Here is a 14,027-nt window from a genome sequence, read left to right as displayed (position 1 = left end):
TCATGAACTGGCTGACAGAACCGTTTGGCTACCAGTACATGCTCAACGCCATGTGGGTCTCCGCGATGGTCGGCGGGCTGTGTGCGTTCCTCTCATGCTATTTGATGCTCAAAGGCTGGTCGTTAATTGGTGATGCGCTGTCGCACTCCATCGTGCCGGGCGTTGCCGGTGCCTGGATGTTAGGGCTTCCTTTCGCGCTCGGCGCATTTCTTTCCGGGGGGCTGGCTGCGGGCAGTATGCTGTTTCTTAACCAGCGTTCGCGCCTGAAAGAAGATGCGATCATTGGACTGATTTTTTCTTCTTTCTTCGGTATCGGGCTGTTTATGGTGTCGCTTAACCCGATGTCAGTAAACATTCAAACCATTATTCTCGGTAACGTACTGGCGATTGCCCCGGAAGATATTCTGCAACTGGCGATTATTGGTGTGATCTCGCTGACCATTTTGCTGCTGAAGTGGAAAGATCTGATGGTGGTGTTTTTCGATGAAAATCACGCGCGCTCGATTGGTCTGAATCCGGGCCGTCTGAAGCTACTGTTCTTCACACTGCTCTCGGTTTCCACAGTTGCAGCGCTACAAACCGTTGGCGCATTTTTGGTTATTTGCCTGGTAGTAACGCCTGGCGCTACCGCGTGGTTATTAACCGATCGCTTTCCCCGCCTGCTGACCATCGCCGTAGCCATCGGCAGCCTGACCAGCTTTTTTGGCGCCTGGCTAAGTTACTGGCTGGACGGTGCGACCGGCGGGATTATTGTCGTCCTGCAAACGCTGTTGTTCCTGCTGGCATTTGTCTTCGCTCCTAAGCACGGTCTGTTAGCGAATCGCCGCCGCGCCCGTCAGGTGAACAAGGAGTCCACATGCTCTTAACCACGTTGCTGGAACCCTTTCAGTTCAGCTTTATGGTCAATGCACTGACCATCTCCACTGTTGTCGCCGTACCCTGCGCGTTGCTGTCGGTGTTTTTGGTGCTTAAAGGCTGGGCGCTGATGGGCGACGCCATGAGTCATGCCGTGTTTCCGGGGATAGTACTGGCCTACATTGCGGGCATTCCTCTGGCGATTGGTGCGTTTGTCGCCGGGCTGTTCTGTGCGGTGGCAACCGGGTATCTCGATGATAACAGTCGTATCAAGCGCGACACCCTGATGGGCATTGTCTTCTCTGGGATGTTTGGCGCGGGGCTGGTGTTGTATGTTTCGATCCAGTCTGAAATCCATCTGGATCATATTTTGTTCGGTGACATGCTGGGCGTATCACCTGGCGATATCGCGCAGACGGCAGCGATTGCGCTGGGGATCGCGCTTATCATCGGGTTAAAGTGGAAAGATCTTCTGCTGCATGCGTTTGATCCGCATCAGGCAAAAGCCAGCGGGCTGAACACCACGCTATTGCACTACGGTCTGCTATGTATGATCGCCCTGACCATTGTGGCCACGCTAAAATCGGTAGGCATTATTTTGTCGATCTCACTCTTAATTGCCCCCGGCGCTATTGCGATATTAATTACGCGAAAGTTTTCCCATGCGTTGTTACTGGCTGTCGTCATGTCACTTGTGACCTCGTTTATGGGAGTGTACCTGTCATTTTTCATCGACAGTGCACCCGCGCCAACGATTGTTGTCTTATTTTCCTTGCTATTTGTTATCACTTTTATTTATTCAACGCTACGCGATCGCCGTTTAGAACGGCGACGTCAGCAATATGATATATAAGAGATACTAAATAATATAGCCTCGCACGCGAGGCTATATTAATTGATGATTACAACATGGTAATGATGCGTTTTAATAAACGAATCCGTGGTTCGATTGAGGCAATATCCAGCCATTCATCCGAACTGTGGAAGCCTGCGCCGATCGGACCCAATCCGTCCAGCGTAGGAATACCTAACGCTGCCGTATGGTTTGCGTCGCTTCCTCCTCCCACAGCCTGCCATGTCACCGTAATCCCCTCTTCCAGACCCGCGCGCTCGACCAGCGCCATCAGCCGTTGAGTCTCTTCGCTCGCCGCCATTGCAGGTTTATGGCTTACACGGGTGAGCGTGGTGGTCACACCATCCAGGAAACCTTGCTGGCAGAGCGACTCCAGCGCGTGATGAACACGTTCATATTCCTCGTTTTCCCAGAACCGTACATCCACTTCCGCGTGCAGCTTTGCCGCTACCACGTTCGCCGCACTTCCGCCCTGCACCACGCCGACATTAAGTGTGGTGCCGCGCGCCACGTCGGTTAACGCGTTAATCGCCAGTACGCTATTGGCAAATGCGGTAATAGCGGACCGCCCTTTTTCCGGCTCATTACCAGCATGTGCAGCAACACCGTCAAACGTCAGCTGATACCCGCCTACGCCTTTTCGCGCTTTTACCAGCGAGCCGTCAGCCCGGGCAGCCTCACATACCAGTACGTAGCGTGATTGCTTCGCCAGTTCCCCAATCCACTGGCTGGAGTGAACACTACCGGTCTCTTCATCCGGGTTCATTGCCACTGCGATAGATAAGCGATCCAGATGCTCCGCTGGCAATGTCCGCATTGCCCAGACAATATTCAGTAAGCCACTTTTCATATCGGAGACACCCGGTCCGTACAGACGACTGGCATCACGGCTCATCGGGCGTTCAGCCACCGTCCCCTGAGGAAATACCGTGTCCAGATGCCCAATCAGCAGCACATCGTAATGTGTCGCTGCGGGTTTATTGGTCGCCAGCAACGCCGGACCTACCGCACTGCCTAAATCGACCTGTTCCGTGTGCCAGCCTTCCTGCTGCCAGAGTTCGCGCATCACCTCAGCCACCCTGGCAACGCCATCTAACGTCTGCGTACCGCAATCCACGTTGACCAGCGTTTGCAGTTCATCAATATACTTTTCCAAATCCATGGTAATTCCTTATCAGAGAATAACGCGCATCAGCAGCATCGCTAAAAAAGCGTTCAGAACGGAGATAACAATCATCAGGGGAATACGTTTCGCACTGGTGCCAATAACCCCTAGAATGCGGCCAAGATACTGCACTTGAGAGCCCATCAGATAAATTGCCGGAGCGAGGATAGCCAGGTGCTCTCCCGTCAGGATGCCTTTGTCGAACAGGCCAATCGCCACGCCGATACCCCCACCCATCGACATCCAGCCGCCAATGAGTACTGCGGCAGCTTCGCCAGGCAAACCAAACAGCCCCATTAGCGGGGCAAATATCATGCCCAGCCCTTTCAGCGCACCGGTAATCTCCAGCGCTTTGATGATGACAAAAGCCATGACCACGTTTGGCAGAGTGCTGGTTGTCGCAATGTTCCAGCCTTTACGGGCACCTTCTACAAAGACATCGGTAATAACTGGATTAGAGGTTGGTGCGCTCATGATGCTTCTCCCGGTACAGTTGATTCGGCTTTTTTATTGGTAAAGGTCAGAATCAGGCGCATCACGTTGGCGCCAACAATTTTCATAATGAACATCACAGCAACGCATGCACCAATGGATGCAGGCACCGCCGGTGTGCCGTCAACCGCCATCAGGGTGAACAAGATTGCACCTGAGGAGAAGAAATTGGTGATCATAGCCCCAGCGGAAAACTGGAACATGGCAAAGATATCTTTCTCATTTTCAGTGATTTCGCCCTCATCAGCCAGGTTACGCGTCAGAGATGCGCCGACGTCTGTACTCTGCAAACTGCCGATGAGCGCAAGGCCGGTATTCCCCGGGATCCCCATCAGCGGACGCAGCAAAGGCGTTAACAAACGACGCGCCGCACGCAGGGCACCGTAGTGCTCCAGCACGTTAATCATTCCCAACGCAAACATAACCGCGGGAATCAACCCTAACGCGAAGAGGAAACCATCCATCGCCCCGTGACCACCGGTACCGCGAAACGCGCTGGTCGCCGTTGTCAGCGTATCGCCGTCAAGGCTTGCTTTACTGACTACTTTGCCAAAAGCACCATTCAGGGTGGTGAAATCAAATACGCCGTACCACTCTTTTCCCCCGAGTAATCCGGAGAAAAATACGGCGGCGAATGCCAGGGCAAAATAAGCCCCCGGCCCAACCTTATTATCCTGGGAAGGTAAACTCATATCCATTTCCTTGTTATCGTAGAGAGTCACCAAACCATTTTGAGTAAATAAAGAATAAATAAAGTGATTTAAATCATCCCAAAAGCGCTGACCATCCTGAAAAATTTAAAAATGTGACGTACCTGATATTACGACCGAAATAAAGTCATCATGTAGACATTTAAACTAATCATTATTTATGTAATGAACGGTAAATAAGACGCCAGGAAAGTGAGCGACTTTAAAAATAAAAAACAAAATGATTTACAGGTAAAATAAATCATGCACATGAAAACGTTCTTGCAACCATATATAAGATCAGCGCCAGCTTAACAATGGGCTAAACGTTTCGCTGCCTACCAATGCACGAAGCGCAGGCAGGCGACAACCGCGAGCCAGAAGTGGGGGAACCGCAAATATCGTATCACTGGATAGCATTACGTTTTCCAGTTGCCCCCATAAGTACCACCCGCACTCAACACCACTATCCGGGACAAACAGATGTAAATGGCTTCCCTCTTGCGGTTCATCTGCAATACCAAGCCACTGGCTAAAACGCGGGATCTCCGGCAAAACTTGCTCTACCCGCGCACAGCGCTTTACCTGGTTTGCCGGAATGTAAAAATCCTGCACGCCCAGCGTCACGCGCACCGCATCCAGATTAATGAGAGACTTCATAGCCGCTGGTCTCCTGATAGCGGCCAAAGACCAGATCCAGATCGAGCAGGGTGAACCAGGTTTCTGCCACGTTGACCACCCCTGCCGCGATGGTTTGTAGCACCGGAGGAAGAGAATCACCTGGCTGATGAATCTGACTTTCTGCCACTTCAAGAACATCAATCAGCTTATCGATCAGGATGCCACTTTGCATTTTCTCACCGCAGCCGATCAGGATCGTACGTTTTCCCGCCGGGTTAGCTACGGGTTTATCAATGAGACTATCCAGCCTCATCACCGACTCGACCCGCCCGCGATAGTTGATCACCCCTTCCAGCATTGGCGCACAGCACGGTACCCAGGAGATAGGACGTTCCGCGAGGATCTCTTTGATCTGAGCGCCATAGAACGCAAAATTATTCTCTGCCAGTTGAAATAACACCAGCGTACGCTGCGGCTCATCAACACTTTCGCACTCAGGCTTTTCACCATGATTCAGCGCGAGAATTTGCTCCAGTTGTTGGCTCATACTCTCTCTTTTTCTTCTGCAATACAGTAGGTATTGCGACCCTTTTGCTTCGCGGCATACAGCGCCTGATCGGAACGTTCGCGGAGTACTTCAATACGATCGCCAAATTGCCACTGCGCAATACCTGCGCTAAAGGTACTGTGAAAACGGGTGTCATTGACGGAGAAAACAACCTGCTCGTAATCCTTGCGTAATCGCTCCACCACCAGCGCGGCGGTTTCGCTTTTAGTATTAGGCATAATGATGGCGAACTCCTCTCCGCCATAGCGGCCCACAATATCTGTGCTGCGCAGGCGATGGGAAAACAGTTGCGAGATCCCCACAATGACCTGATCGCCGACTACATGACCGTAGGTATCGTTAATGCTTTTAAAGCGATCCAGATCGACCATCACCAGACAGAACGGTTTACCGCTGTAGTTTGCTTCAGCGATAGCGCTTTTAAGAAAATGGGTTGTCGTCGAGTGGTTATATAAACCGCTCAGGCTGTCCTGCGACATGCGGGCGCGCAAGGCGCGCATTCTTTCCGCCCGGATAGATACCGCGTGAATGAGCTCCTGAGGATCTGCCTGCTTGAGAATAAAATCCTCCGCACCGATGCGCATTGCGCCAAGCTGCGCCGTCTTGTTGGTCTCGCTGGAGAGATAGGCAATCGGCAGACCAATATGCTGCGGTATTTGGCGGATCAGCTTAGTCAGTTCCTCACCGCTAAACTCGGGCATATGGTAGTCCATCAGGACAAGGTCGACAGGATGGGAATTCAGAACATGCAGTAAATACTGGGGTTTCTCCAGAACATGCACCTCCATTCCCGCCATACGCAGCATTTCCGCATTGTATTCCGCGACCGCTGGCTCATCATCAATCAGCAACACCTGATAGGGCTTTTTCAGCGACGGCTGGGTCAAACGATGGAGCTCCTGCACTAAGTCAGTAATGGAAGCCGGTTTGACATAATAGCCGTCACAACCTGATTTAATGGCGTTAATCCGCGCCTTAAAGTCGCTATGGCACGAGAGGAACAGTACCGGAAAAGCCGTTCCAACCTTATTCTTCAGATCTGACATGGTCAGCGGACCGCCGTAGGCGTTATCCGGAAAACTGACATCCATGATCACCACCGAAGGCGGCTGCGACAGCACGGCCTGAGTAAAATCATCTGTGTTGGCGAAAACATGGCAGGTAAAACCAAAACAGCGCAACTGAGTAGCAAGCAGTTCAACCTGGTCGACATCATCATCACACAGATAGATCGGTTTGCTGGTCCGACGGACGAATCCTTCATTTGTGCGTGATGAGGCGATCGGTAATTTGAAATCCGTATCGCTGATACGATGTTCAAGATTGAGTTGCTCTTGCGTCAGGGTATACAGCCACCTGATTATTCGACGTAGCTCGTCGGAATGCAGTTTGCTTTGCTCCAGCACCGGATCTGCAAGTAAACGCTCACCTTCAGCAGAGGCATTCGCCAGAGGGGTAAAACCAAACGAGCCAGCCGAACCATGGATACTGTGTAGTAGAATGTGCAACTGTTTCCGACAACCTTCACTGGGTTCTTCGACCAGTTGAATCAATAACCTTTCCGCTTGAGCCAGCATGTCGGGGATACGGCGCAAAAACCCCTGCCGCAGACGCGATATCTTTTCCTGTGCAGCCGCCATGGCAATGTGCTTATTATCTTGTTTCATCGTAAGGTTATGGCTTATTCAGTAACAGCAGCAGGCTGCAGTAACGCATTAACCGCAGCGCCCAGATTTTCCGCCAGGTTTTCATCTTTCTTCACCCAACGGTCATACGGTACGTCACTTCCAGTGACTTCATTTGCACTCAGCAAAATGAAGGGTTTAGGCCAATCCTGAGCGCGCAGAAGCGCCAGCAGATCCAGTCCGCTAATTTCAGGCATATGCAGATCGCTAATGACCAGATCGATATTTTTTTCTGAATCAAGACACGCTAAGGCGGAGATTGCACTTTCCACAATCACCACATCGTAGCCGTCCATTTCCAGGAAAACAGACGCCAGTTCAGCCGCAAAGAGATCATCATCAACTAATAAAATTCGCATCTTCTCTCTCGATTTTGCGCCATCAGCACAAAAGCATTTTTAATGTTTTTATCAGGCTGTCCTGCTCAAAATCGCCCTTCGCGATGTAAGCATCCGCCCCCACCTGAATTCCCCGACGACGGTCTTCTTCCTTCGCACGGGAGGTCACGATAATGATCGGTGTGTGTTGGTAGTTCTTCTCCCCACGCAACGATTTCGTGAAGGTAAAACCGTCCATAAACGGCATTTCAACATCGGTAAGCACGGCATCAAACTGGGTCAGCTTTGCTTTTTGCAACCCGGACAACCCATCCTCCGCCAGCGTGACCTGATAACCGTGAGCTTCCAGCACATTTTTCTCTATCTCTCGGGTATTCAGTGAGTCATCGACCACCAGCACATGCCATGCATTTTGTACGGCGTTAACCGGCTGAACGACCGGGCTGGTTTGTCGCGATTGTTGCGCCATCGCCATCAGAGCGGGGACTTGCAGAATGCTGACCAGTTGGTTATCCGGCGTCTGAACCATTCCGGACACCAGCGACTGCTGTTGCATATGTTTTGGTAACGGTTTGATCATCATCTTGCGTTCATCGAGCAGCTTATCTACCCGCAGCGCCATCTTGCTGTACTGGTTCTGCACGATGATTAAACGTTGCCCTGTCGATGGCAAACTCCCCTGGCGCTCCTGAATCCTCAGCAGAGCACCTGCGCAGACCACCGGAATAAACTCGTTATGCAAAATAATGGCCGGGCGTCCGGCAATATCGCTAATACCCTCGGGAGTACACTCCACCACCTCAACCACATACTGAGCCGCCAACCCGAACAGATGGCCTTGCTCTTCAAATTGCAGGATACGCATCATCGTCAGTGAGACCGGTAAACGCAGAGTGAAGCTCGTTCCTACCCCCTGTCGGCTATAAACCTGCAGATCCCCCTGCAGATCGGTGACCACTGTTTTACGCACGACATCAAGACCTACACCGCGACCTGAAAGCTCAGAAACAATCTGGCTGGTAGAAAATCCGGGATGAAAAATAAGCTCGTTACACTCCTGTTCCGAGAGCTGTCCGGCCATGGAGGCAGGCACCAATCCTTTACTCACCGCTTTTGCGCTGATTGCCGGGTAATTCAGACCACGACCATCATCCTCCACGCGCAATAATATTCCGCTGCCATCTTGCTGCGTGGTAATGGTAATCGTGCCGCGAGTGGATTTACCGAGCGCCAGTCGCTCATCGATTTCCCCAATGCCGTGATCGACCGCATTACGCAGTAAATGCGTCAGTGACTCTGACAGTCGGTCAATTAGCTGACGGTCAATTTCCACTTCTCCCCCGACAAAGCGGCAAACCACCTGCTTGTTCAGGGTGGAGGCCAGTTCACTGACCTGGAGGGAGATCGGCTCAAATAAGGTTGAAAGCGGGAGCATACGGATCCGTGCCGCCACGTCGTACAGTTCGAACATTTGCAAATGCTGGACCTGAACGCTCTCCTTCAACTGGGCACTGAAATCGCGGATTTGCTGACGAAGCTGCTCTGCGCTCAGTCCTAACAGTCGCGGAACAAGCTGACTCAGGTTTTGTATCTGCTGTTCGAGGCGGTCATGGCCAGCGACAACTTCCCCCAGAATATCTATCAGACTGTCCAGTTTATTCAGTTTTACACGAACAAAATCAGCTTGTTTAATGCCGCCGTCCACAGCGATCGAGCCCGTCGAAGCCGCATTTTTTTCTGATTGCCCGCTTGCTTCCACCACCAACGAGACACTTTCTCCGCGGCTCGCACAGGCAAGTCGTTCACACAACCCCGAATCTGCTGGCGGCAGTTGGTTATCCCCCTCACTGACAAAGAGCTGGGTCAGTTGGTTTGAAAGATACTCCACGGACTCATGAATCAGGTTGCCAAGCCCCCTGTCAGGCGTCAGTTTTTTATCCCGCAGCTCGCTCAGAACGTCCTCAAGATGATGGGTGACATCTGCGATGCTCTGCAGTTTCAACATCCGTGCGCCCCCCTTCAGGGTATGCGCGGCCCGAAACATCTCACCGATTAAAGCATCGGTATGTTCATCAGCAGAGAGCAGAAATGCCCCCTCACTGATCGTCTGCAAATGACCTCTCCCTTCATCAATAAAACGCAGCACGAATTTTTTCAGATCGATAGCCATAATCGTTCTTGTTACCCGCTTTGATGGGCGAATTGCGCCAGTTGATGTTCGCAAAGAAAACGAAACGTATTGCCAGGAAAGACCATAGGTAAACGCAGACGACAAACCGTAGAAGGATTCTTCATTTCATCGTTGAGCAATTGCATCACCACGCGATACGTGCGCTGTGCGGGTTGCCGCAGCTCGCTTTGTCGATACATTTCGGCCAGATAATAGTGGGCGGGCCAATATCCAGGCTCCTGATAGACGACCTGTTTGAACCATGCGATTGCCTGCTGTGTCTGGTGCTGCCACATCATTGCCAGGCCGAGCAGCATTTTGGCTTCCGCTGACCACTCATCCTGCGCGAGGATCTGTTGCGCATTACCAGCGGTCTGAGAAAACTCGCACTGTTCGAGGGCAATCACCCCCTGAATAATCAGCGCATCCTGATTACATGGATCATTACGCAATACGCAGGCAATACATTCCTCAGCCTCAGAAAAGCATTTTTCATCGAGGCAGACACGTGCCTTTTTCAGCCAGTCATCAGACTTAAGAGCCGTTGGAGCAGGTGGTTCGATAACAACAGGAGGTGCTGTAAGTGGCGTTCGTACCGCAACCCTGGGCGTGGGTACGACCCGGAGAGATTCGCTATGGTGGCAAAAATAGAAGATACCGTCTTCTTGCTCCAGCTTAAGGATATCGAAATTGTTGGCCAGCGTTTCCGCATTACCAAAGAACAACGCTCCCCGTGGCTGCAGCATCTTCAGCAAATTACCGTGCAGTTCGCGGCGTGTTGGCGTGTCGAAGTAGATAGACACATTGCGCAGCAAAATGATGTCAATCTCTGGCAGGAATTGCTCTTTTATAATGTTAGCGCGGTGAAACGTGACTTTTTCACGGATCGCATCATGCAGACGATACTGATTGCCTGTACGGGTAAAGTAGCGCTGCTGGATAAGCGGTTCGACGCCACGAAACGAGTAGCTGGAATAATTGCCATTTCTGGCTTTGGCCAGGATCGCCGGGTCAATGTCACAACCGTAGATTTCGACCCGCCCCGCCATGTCATCGTGGTATTTTTCATGCAACTTGATCGCCAGCGAGTAAGCTTCTTCCCCTGATGAACATCCTGCGCTCAGGATGCGTACCGGTCCGCTACGTTGCTGCAGGAGACGAGGCACCCATTTGTCACAGATTAAATCCAGCGTATCGCTTTCGCGAAAAAAATAGGTTTCGTTAATCGTAATCAGCGTAATGAAACTATCGAACTCATCCTGAGAAAGGCGGAGTTGCTCATAGTATTCATAATAATTACTGATAGCCCGCTCAGCCATTCGTCGACTCAGCGCCGATTTCAGCAGTGCTTCCATCGCATTATCAAAGTGCAAACCAACCCGGTCCTTTATCAACCGGGCATAATCAGGGAGATTGGGTATCATGGCAATTGGCTCTCGAAATGCCCGTGAAAAGCCATCGACAGCAGGACCTTTGCGAGACCATCCAGCGGGATCGTGCGATGTATCAGTTGCTTGTCGATAGCGTTCTTGTTCATACCAAAAACAACAGAACTTTCTTCATCCTGCGCCAGCGTTCTGCCTCCACGCTGGAAAATGAGTTCAATGCCACGACAGCCGTCGCTCCCCATCCCGGTCATAATCAACCCGACAGCTTTTTCACCGAACACTTCTGCGACCGACTCCAGTAGCAGATTACAGCTCGGGTGATAAACATCACTGTCCTGTCGCGGGATCGCTGCCAGACGTTGATCGCTTTTAACAATCAAATGTTGCTCAGGCGGTAATACATACACATACCCCGCTTCCACCCGATCATCTTCCTGCGCCAGTCGCACCTTCAGATCGGTCACGCTGTCCAGCCAGTGCACCATATTTTTCGCAAAACCATCGGCAATATGTTGGGCAATGAGTACCGGACAGGGGAACGTACCGGGTAAATCCTGCAGTAGCTTGCTTAGCGCCTGCGGCCCTCCGGTCGAGCAGGCTATCGCCAGCACAAAGGGCCAGTCTGCTGTAGTCTTTATCGCATCCATCACCGGGTGAATGACCGGGATTATCGGCTCTGTAGGATGGCGTAATCCCTTGATATGACGGATCACTTTCACCCCCACCAGCAGTTCCACTTTGCGATGTAGCGCATTTGTCGATAAAGGCGCATCGCTGCGTTGGTGCAATACCGCCAGCGCCCCGCGGGAAATGTAATCCTCATCCCCGTTATTTTCAGCCCCAAAGCGCATGACCAGTATGGGAATAGCTCTGGTCGCCATAATGGTCTCAACAACCTCGACGTTATCGGCGGTCGAGTTTTCCAGCGTCAGGATCAGCAGGTCAGGCATCAGTTGTTGCAACAGTCGAATCGCCTGTCGGCGATGGGCGGATTGCCCCACGACCTTAATATGCGGGTGATCTTCCAGTTGCTTAACCAGGTCATTGCGCGAGACGCTGCCCAGGTCGAGGATCAGTACCCGAATGTTGTCGCTGTTCATGCATCCATATCCGTCAGGGTAAATGACGTCGAGGCCTCTTTCAGCGCCTTCGACAACTGCGTCATATCCTGACTTACGATCAGAATGTCTTTGATGGACTGCGAGGTATAGTTACTGGCGACGACAATTTCGCGTAGCGCCATCACCACTTGATTACTTGCCGTTTTCTGCTGCTGTGTTGACAGTGAAATTTGTAGCGCAGCCGTAGACGTTTGTTCTGCGGTAACAACGATATCGTTCAGATGTTCAGCGCTCACTTTACAGGCTCGGGCTCCTGCTTTGATGCTCTCACCGCCTTTTTCCGCATTCAGCACCAGGCGGTTGATCGCATTTTGTATTTCGCTGATCTTATTCTCGATCTCAACTGTCGACTCGGTTACCGAATCGGCCAGGCGACGGATCTCAGCCGCCACAACAGAAAAACGTTTTCCAGCTTCTCCGGCACTGGCCGCTTCCAGCGCCGCATTGAAGGCAATCAGTTTAGTTTGATCCGCGACGCTATTAATAATCACCATTACGCGACTGATTTCCGTCGACTTGTTGCCGAGCATCATGATTTCTCGCATGTTTTGCTGATTATCGTTGTCGATATCCGTCATACGCATCAGCAATTGCGACATGGAATCTGAGCCTTTGTTGCAATCTTCCAGCGTCTGATTTGCAATATCGACGACCGCGCGCGAATGCTCGGCTATCTGGGTGGAGGAGGCTGACAGCTCCTCCATCGTAGAGGTGATTTCCGCTACCGAAGATGACGTCTCCACGCTGGTTGATGCCTGTCCATCTACCGCTTCAGTTATATGCAGCGATGCCTGATGTACCGAATTGGCGTGAGAGACCATATCCCCCACCAGCGAGTGCAGGCGCTGACGCATCATTTCTACCGCGCCCAGCAGTTCGCCAATCTCGTCATGGTGGTCAACCTGGACATCAACTGTTAAATCACCTTCCGCGATGGTCTGGGCAATTCTCAGCACCCGATTTAAACGGCGTGAAATAAGGAAACGGCTGGCCACGGCAATAAGCAGTAAAATGACTGGCAACAGCAGAGCGGTAAACAGCAATAAACCATTGCGAACAAGGTTGCTGCTCCTGGCAACATCATCCACATAGCTGGTCGTGGCAATGATCCAATTGATCCCTTCAATATATTCATAGACAGCGACTTTGGTCTTGGGAGCAGCACCATAACCGCTCACCCAGTTGTAATAGGTGATCCCATTTTTATGTTCGAGGATATCGGCGAAGAGCTTATAACCATTGGCGTCAGTAATATTGATAGCCTGTTGGTTACTTAGCGAAGGATGCGCCAGCATAAGTCCCGGTTCGAATCCGGCATCCAGCACGTAGGCGTAACCATTTTTACCAATATGCACATCCAGCAGTTGCCTGATAATCGGTTGCAGGGTTTGTTTGACATCAAAACCCACCGCAACAGCGCCAACAACCTGACCGTATTTATCGGCAATTGGCTCATAGTGGCTAATAAACTGCTTTCCAAATAGCGTGACAACGCCAGAAAAAGGTTTGTTTTTCAGCAAGAGCGGTAATGCAGGGTTATCGTGTCCCAATGCTGTCGCCGTCGCCGTGTTACCAGAACTCGCCAGTAACGTACTGCTAACACGAACAAACTGCTCACCTTGCAAAACAAAAGTACTGGCGAATACGCTGGTTAACTCGGTGAAATGCGCGTTGGTATTTGGGTTGCTCAGAACCGCTTTTAATTCAGCTGCATCCATATAGCGCAGCGGTTTTCCTGCGACGTTTTGGTAGTTGTTAATATAAACATTGCTGTAATGCTCAGCATCTCTGGTGACCCTCTGAAACTCATTAGAAATACTATTATGGAAAATGCGCGTATTGGTCTTAATCATTTCCAGCGCATTGACCTGCAATTCTTTGGACAGATAAGACGATAAAATAAAAGAGGCACCAATCAATAGCGTGGCGATGCACACAACCAGAATCATTCCGAGCTTCATCGCAACACCAGGATGAATATCGCGCAATGAGGATAATAAGCGTGTCCCCGGCCCACCTCGTGATACGGTAACCGAACGTTCTTTTACTTTAATAATGTCACTCATAATTTTTGTTCTCTAC

At 51.2% G+C, this 14,027-nt stretch carries 13 protein-coding genes; 2 read left to right on the top strand and 11 right to left on the bottom strand.

Annotated elements, in window-relative coordinates; translation table 11 throughout:
* Positions 1 to 2: 2 nt before the first annotated feature.
* Positions 3 to 866 carry an iron/manganese ABC transporter permease subunit SitC gene (sitC, locus tag LG384_RS22475; protein ID WP_045446713.1) on the top strand — a complete coding sequence of 288 codons (864 nt, stop codon included), beginning with the start codon at positions 3 to 5 and terminating at the stop codon, positions 864 to 866.
* Positions 857 to 1,708, top strand: coding sequence for an iron/manganese ABC transporter permease subunit SitD (gene sitD, locus LG384_RS22470; protein ID WP_225761550.1), 852 nt, complete (start codon positions 857 to 859; stop codon positions 1,706 to 1,708). The genes sitC and sitD overlap by 10 nt, the downstream gene beginning before the upstream one ends.
* Positions 1,709 to 1,757: 49 nt before the next feature.
* Here sitD and LG384_RS22465 read toward each other — a convergent pair whose 3' ends face one another.
* From LG384_RS22465 to LG384_RS22415, 11 genes are all read right to left on the bottom strand, one after another.
* Positions 1,758 to 2,870 (bottom strand): M20 family metallopeptidase, encoded by a 1,113-nt coding sequence (locus tag LG384_RS22465; protein WP_200012407.1) that lies wholly within the window; start codon positions 2,868 to 2,870, stop codon positions 1,758 to 1,760.
* A gap of 12 nt (positions 2,871 to 2,882) precedes the next feature.
* Entirely contained in the window at positions 2,883 to 3,347 is a 465-nt protein-coding gene (locus LG384_RS22460; protein WP_045446722.1) for a YjiG family protein, read from the bottom strand.
* The gene (locus LG384_RS22455; protein WP_045446725.1) at positions 3,344 to 4,063 is read right to left on the bottom strand and encodes a nucleoside recognition domain-containing protein; all 720 of its coding nucleotides are present in this window, start codon (positions 4,061 to 4,063) and stop codon (positions 3,344 to 3,346) included. Before LG384_RS22455 ends, LG384_RS22460 begins: the two co-directional genes overlap by 4 nt.
* A 291-nt stretch (positions 4,064 to 4,354) precedes the next feature.
* On the bottom strand, positions 4,355 to 4,714 hold the full coding sequence (locus LG384_RS22450; RefSeq protein WP_045446728.1) for a hypothetical protein: 360 nt from the start codon (positions 4,712 to 4,714) through the stop codon (positions 4,355 to 4,357).
* Positions 4,698 to 5,222, bottom strand: a complete 525-nt coding sequence (locus LG384_RS22445; protein ID WP_200012410.1) for a chemotaxis protein CheW — start codon at positions 5,220 to 5,222, stop codon at positions 4,698 to 4,700. Before LG384_RS22445 ends, LG384_RS22450 begins: the two co-directional genes overlap by 17 nt.
* Complete coding sequence (locus LG384_RS22440; protein ID WP_045446734.1) at positions 5,219 to 6,910, bottom strand: diguanylate cyclase; 1,692 nt, start codon at positions 6,908 to 6,910, stop codon at positions 5,219 to 5,221. Before LG384_RS22440 ends, LG384_RS22445 begins: the two co-directional genes overlap by 4 nt.
* Before the next feature lie 14 nt (positions 6,911 to 6,924).
* Positions 6,925 to 7,287 carry a response regulator gene (locus tag LG384_RS22435; RefSeq protein WP_045446737.1) on the bottom strand — a complete coding sequence of 121 codons (363 nt, stop codon included), beginning with the start codon at positions 7,285 to 7,287 and terminating at the stop codon, positions 6,925 to 6,927.
* A gap of 22 nt (positions 7,288 to 7,309) precedes the next feature.
* A complete protein-coding gene (locus tag LG384_RS22430; protein WP_225761549.1) occupies positions 7,310 to 9,436 on the bottom strand; it encodes a response regulator in 2,127 nt (708 codons plus the stop codon).
* 11 nt (positions 9,437 to 9,447) lie between these two features.
* Complete coding sequence (locus LG384_RS22425; RefSeq protein ID WP_045446743.1) at positions 9,448 to 10,860, bottom strand: protein-glutamate O-methyltransferase CheR; 1,413 nt, start codon at positions 10,858 to 10,860, stop codon at positions 9,448 to 9,450.
* A complete protein-coding gene (locus LG384_RS22420; protein ID WP_045446745.1) occupies positions 10,857 to 11,924 on the bottom strand; it encodes a chemotaxis protein CheB in 1,068 nt (355 codons plus the stop codon). Before LG384_RS22420 ends, LG384_RS22425 begins: the two co-directional genes overlap by 4 nt.
* Positions 11,921 to 14,011 (bottom strand): Cache 3/Cache 2 fusion domain-containing protein, encoded by a 2,091-nt coding sequence (locus LG384_RS22415; protein WP_048220677.1) that lies wholly within the window; start codon positions 14,009 to 14,011, stop codon positions 11,921 to 11,923. Before LG384_RS22415 ends, LG384_RS22420 begins: the two co-directional genes overlap by 4 nt.
* Positions 14,012 to 14,027: the final 16 nt, after the last annotated feature.

It is taken from the genome of Citrobacter sp. Marseille-Q3906, from assembly GCF_916618775.1.
Taxonomy (GTDB): domain Bacteria; phylum Pseudomonadota; class Gammaproteobacteria; order Enterobacterales; family Enterobacteriaceae; genus Citrobacter; species Citrobacter murliniae.
This window is presented reverse-complemented; position numbering and strand designations above follow the sequence as displayed.

Coding starts and splice junctions, on each gene's coding strand:
- sitD (WP_225761550.1), top strand. CDS start 857: ATGCTCTTAACCACGTTGCTGGAACCCTTTCAGTTCAGCTTTATGGTC.
- LG384_RS22445 (WP_200012410.1), bottom strand. CDS start 5,222: ATGAGCCAACAACTGGAGCAAATTCTCGCGCTGAATCATGGTGAAAAG.
- LG384_RS22460 (WP_045446722.1), bottom strand. CDS start 3,347: ATGAGCGCACCAACCTCTAATCCAGTTATTACCGATGTCTTTGTAGAA.
- LG384_RS22450 (WP_045446728.1), bottom strand. CDS start 4,714: ATGAAGTCTCTCATTAATCTGGATGCGGTGCGCGTGACGCTGGGCGTG.
- LG384_RS22420 (WP_045446745.1), bottom strand. CDS start 11,924: ATGAACAGCGACAACATTCGGGTACTGATCCTCGACCTGGGCAGCGTC.
- LG384_RS22425 (WP_045446743.1), bottom strand. CDS start 10,860: ATGATACCCAATCTCCCTGATTATGCCCGGTTGATAAAGGACCGGGTT.
- LG384_RS22465 (WP_200012407.1), bottom strand. CDS start 2,870: ATGGATTTGGAAAAGTATATTGATGAACTGCAAACGCTGGTCAACGTG.
- LG384_RS22435 (WP_045446737.1), bottom strand. CDS start 7,287: ATGCGAATTTTATTAGTTGATGATGATCTCTTTGCGGCTGAACTGGCG.
- sitC (WP_045446713.1), top strand. CDS start 3: ATGAACTGGCTGACAGAACCGTTTGGCTACCAGTACATGCTCAACGCC.
- LG384_RS22430 (WP_225761549.1), bottom strand. CDS start 9,436: ATGGCTATCGATCTGAAAAAATTCGTGCTGCGTTTTATTGATGAAGGG.
- LG384_RS22440 (WP_045446734.1), bottom strand. CDS start 6,910: ATGAAACAAGATAATAAGCACATTGCCATGGCGGCTGCACAGGAAAAG.
- LG384_RS22455 (WP_045446725.1), bottom strand. CDS start 4,063: ATGGATATGAGTTTACCTTCCCAGGATAATAAGGTTGGGCCGGGGGCT.
- LG384_RS22415 (WP_048220677.1), bottom strand. CDS start 14,011: ATGAGTGACATTATTAAAGTAAAAGAACGTTCGGTTACCGTATCACGA.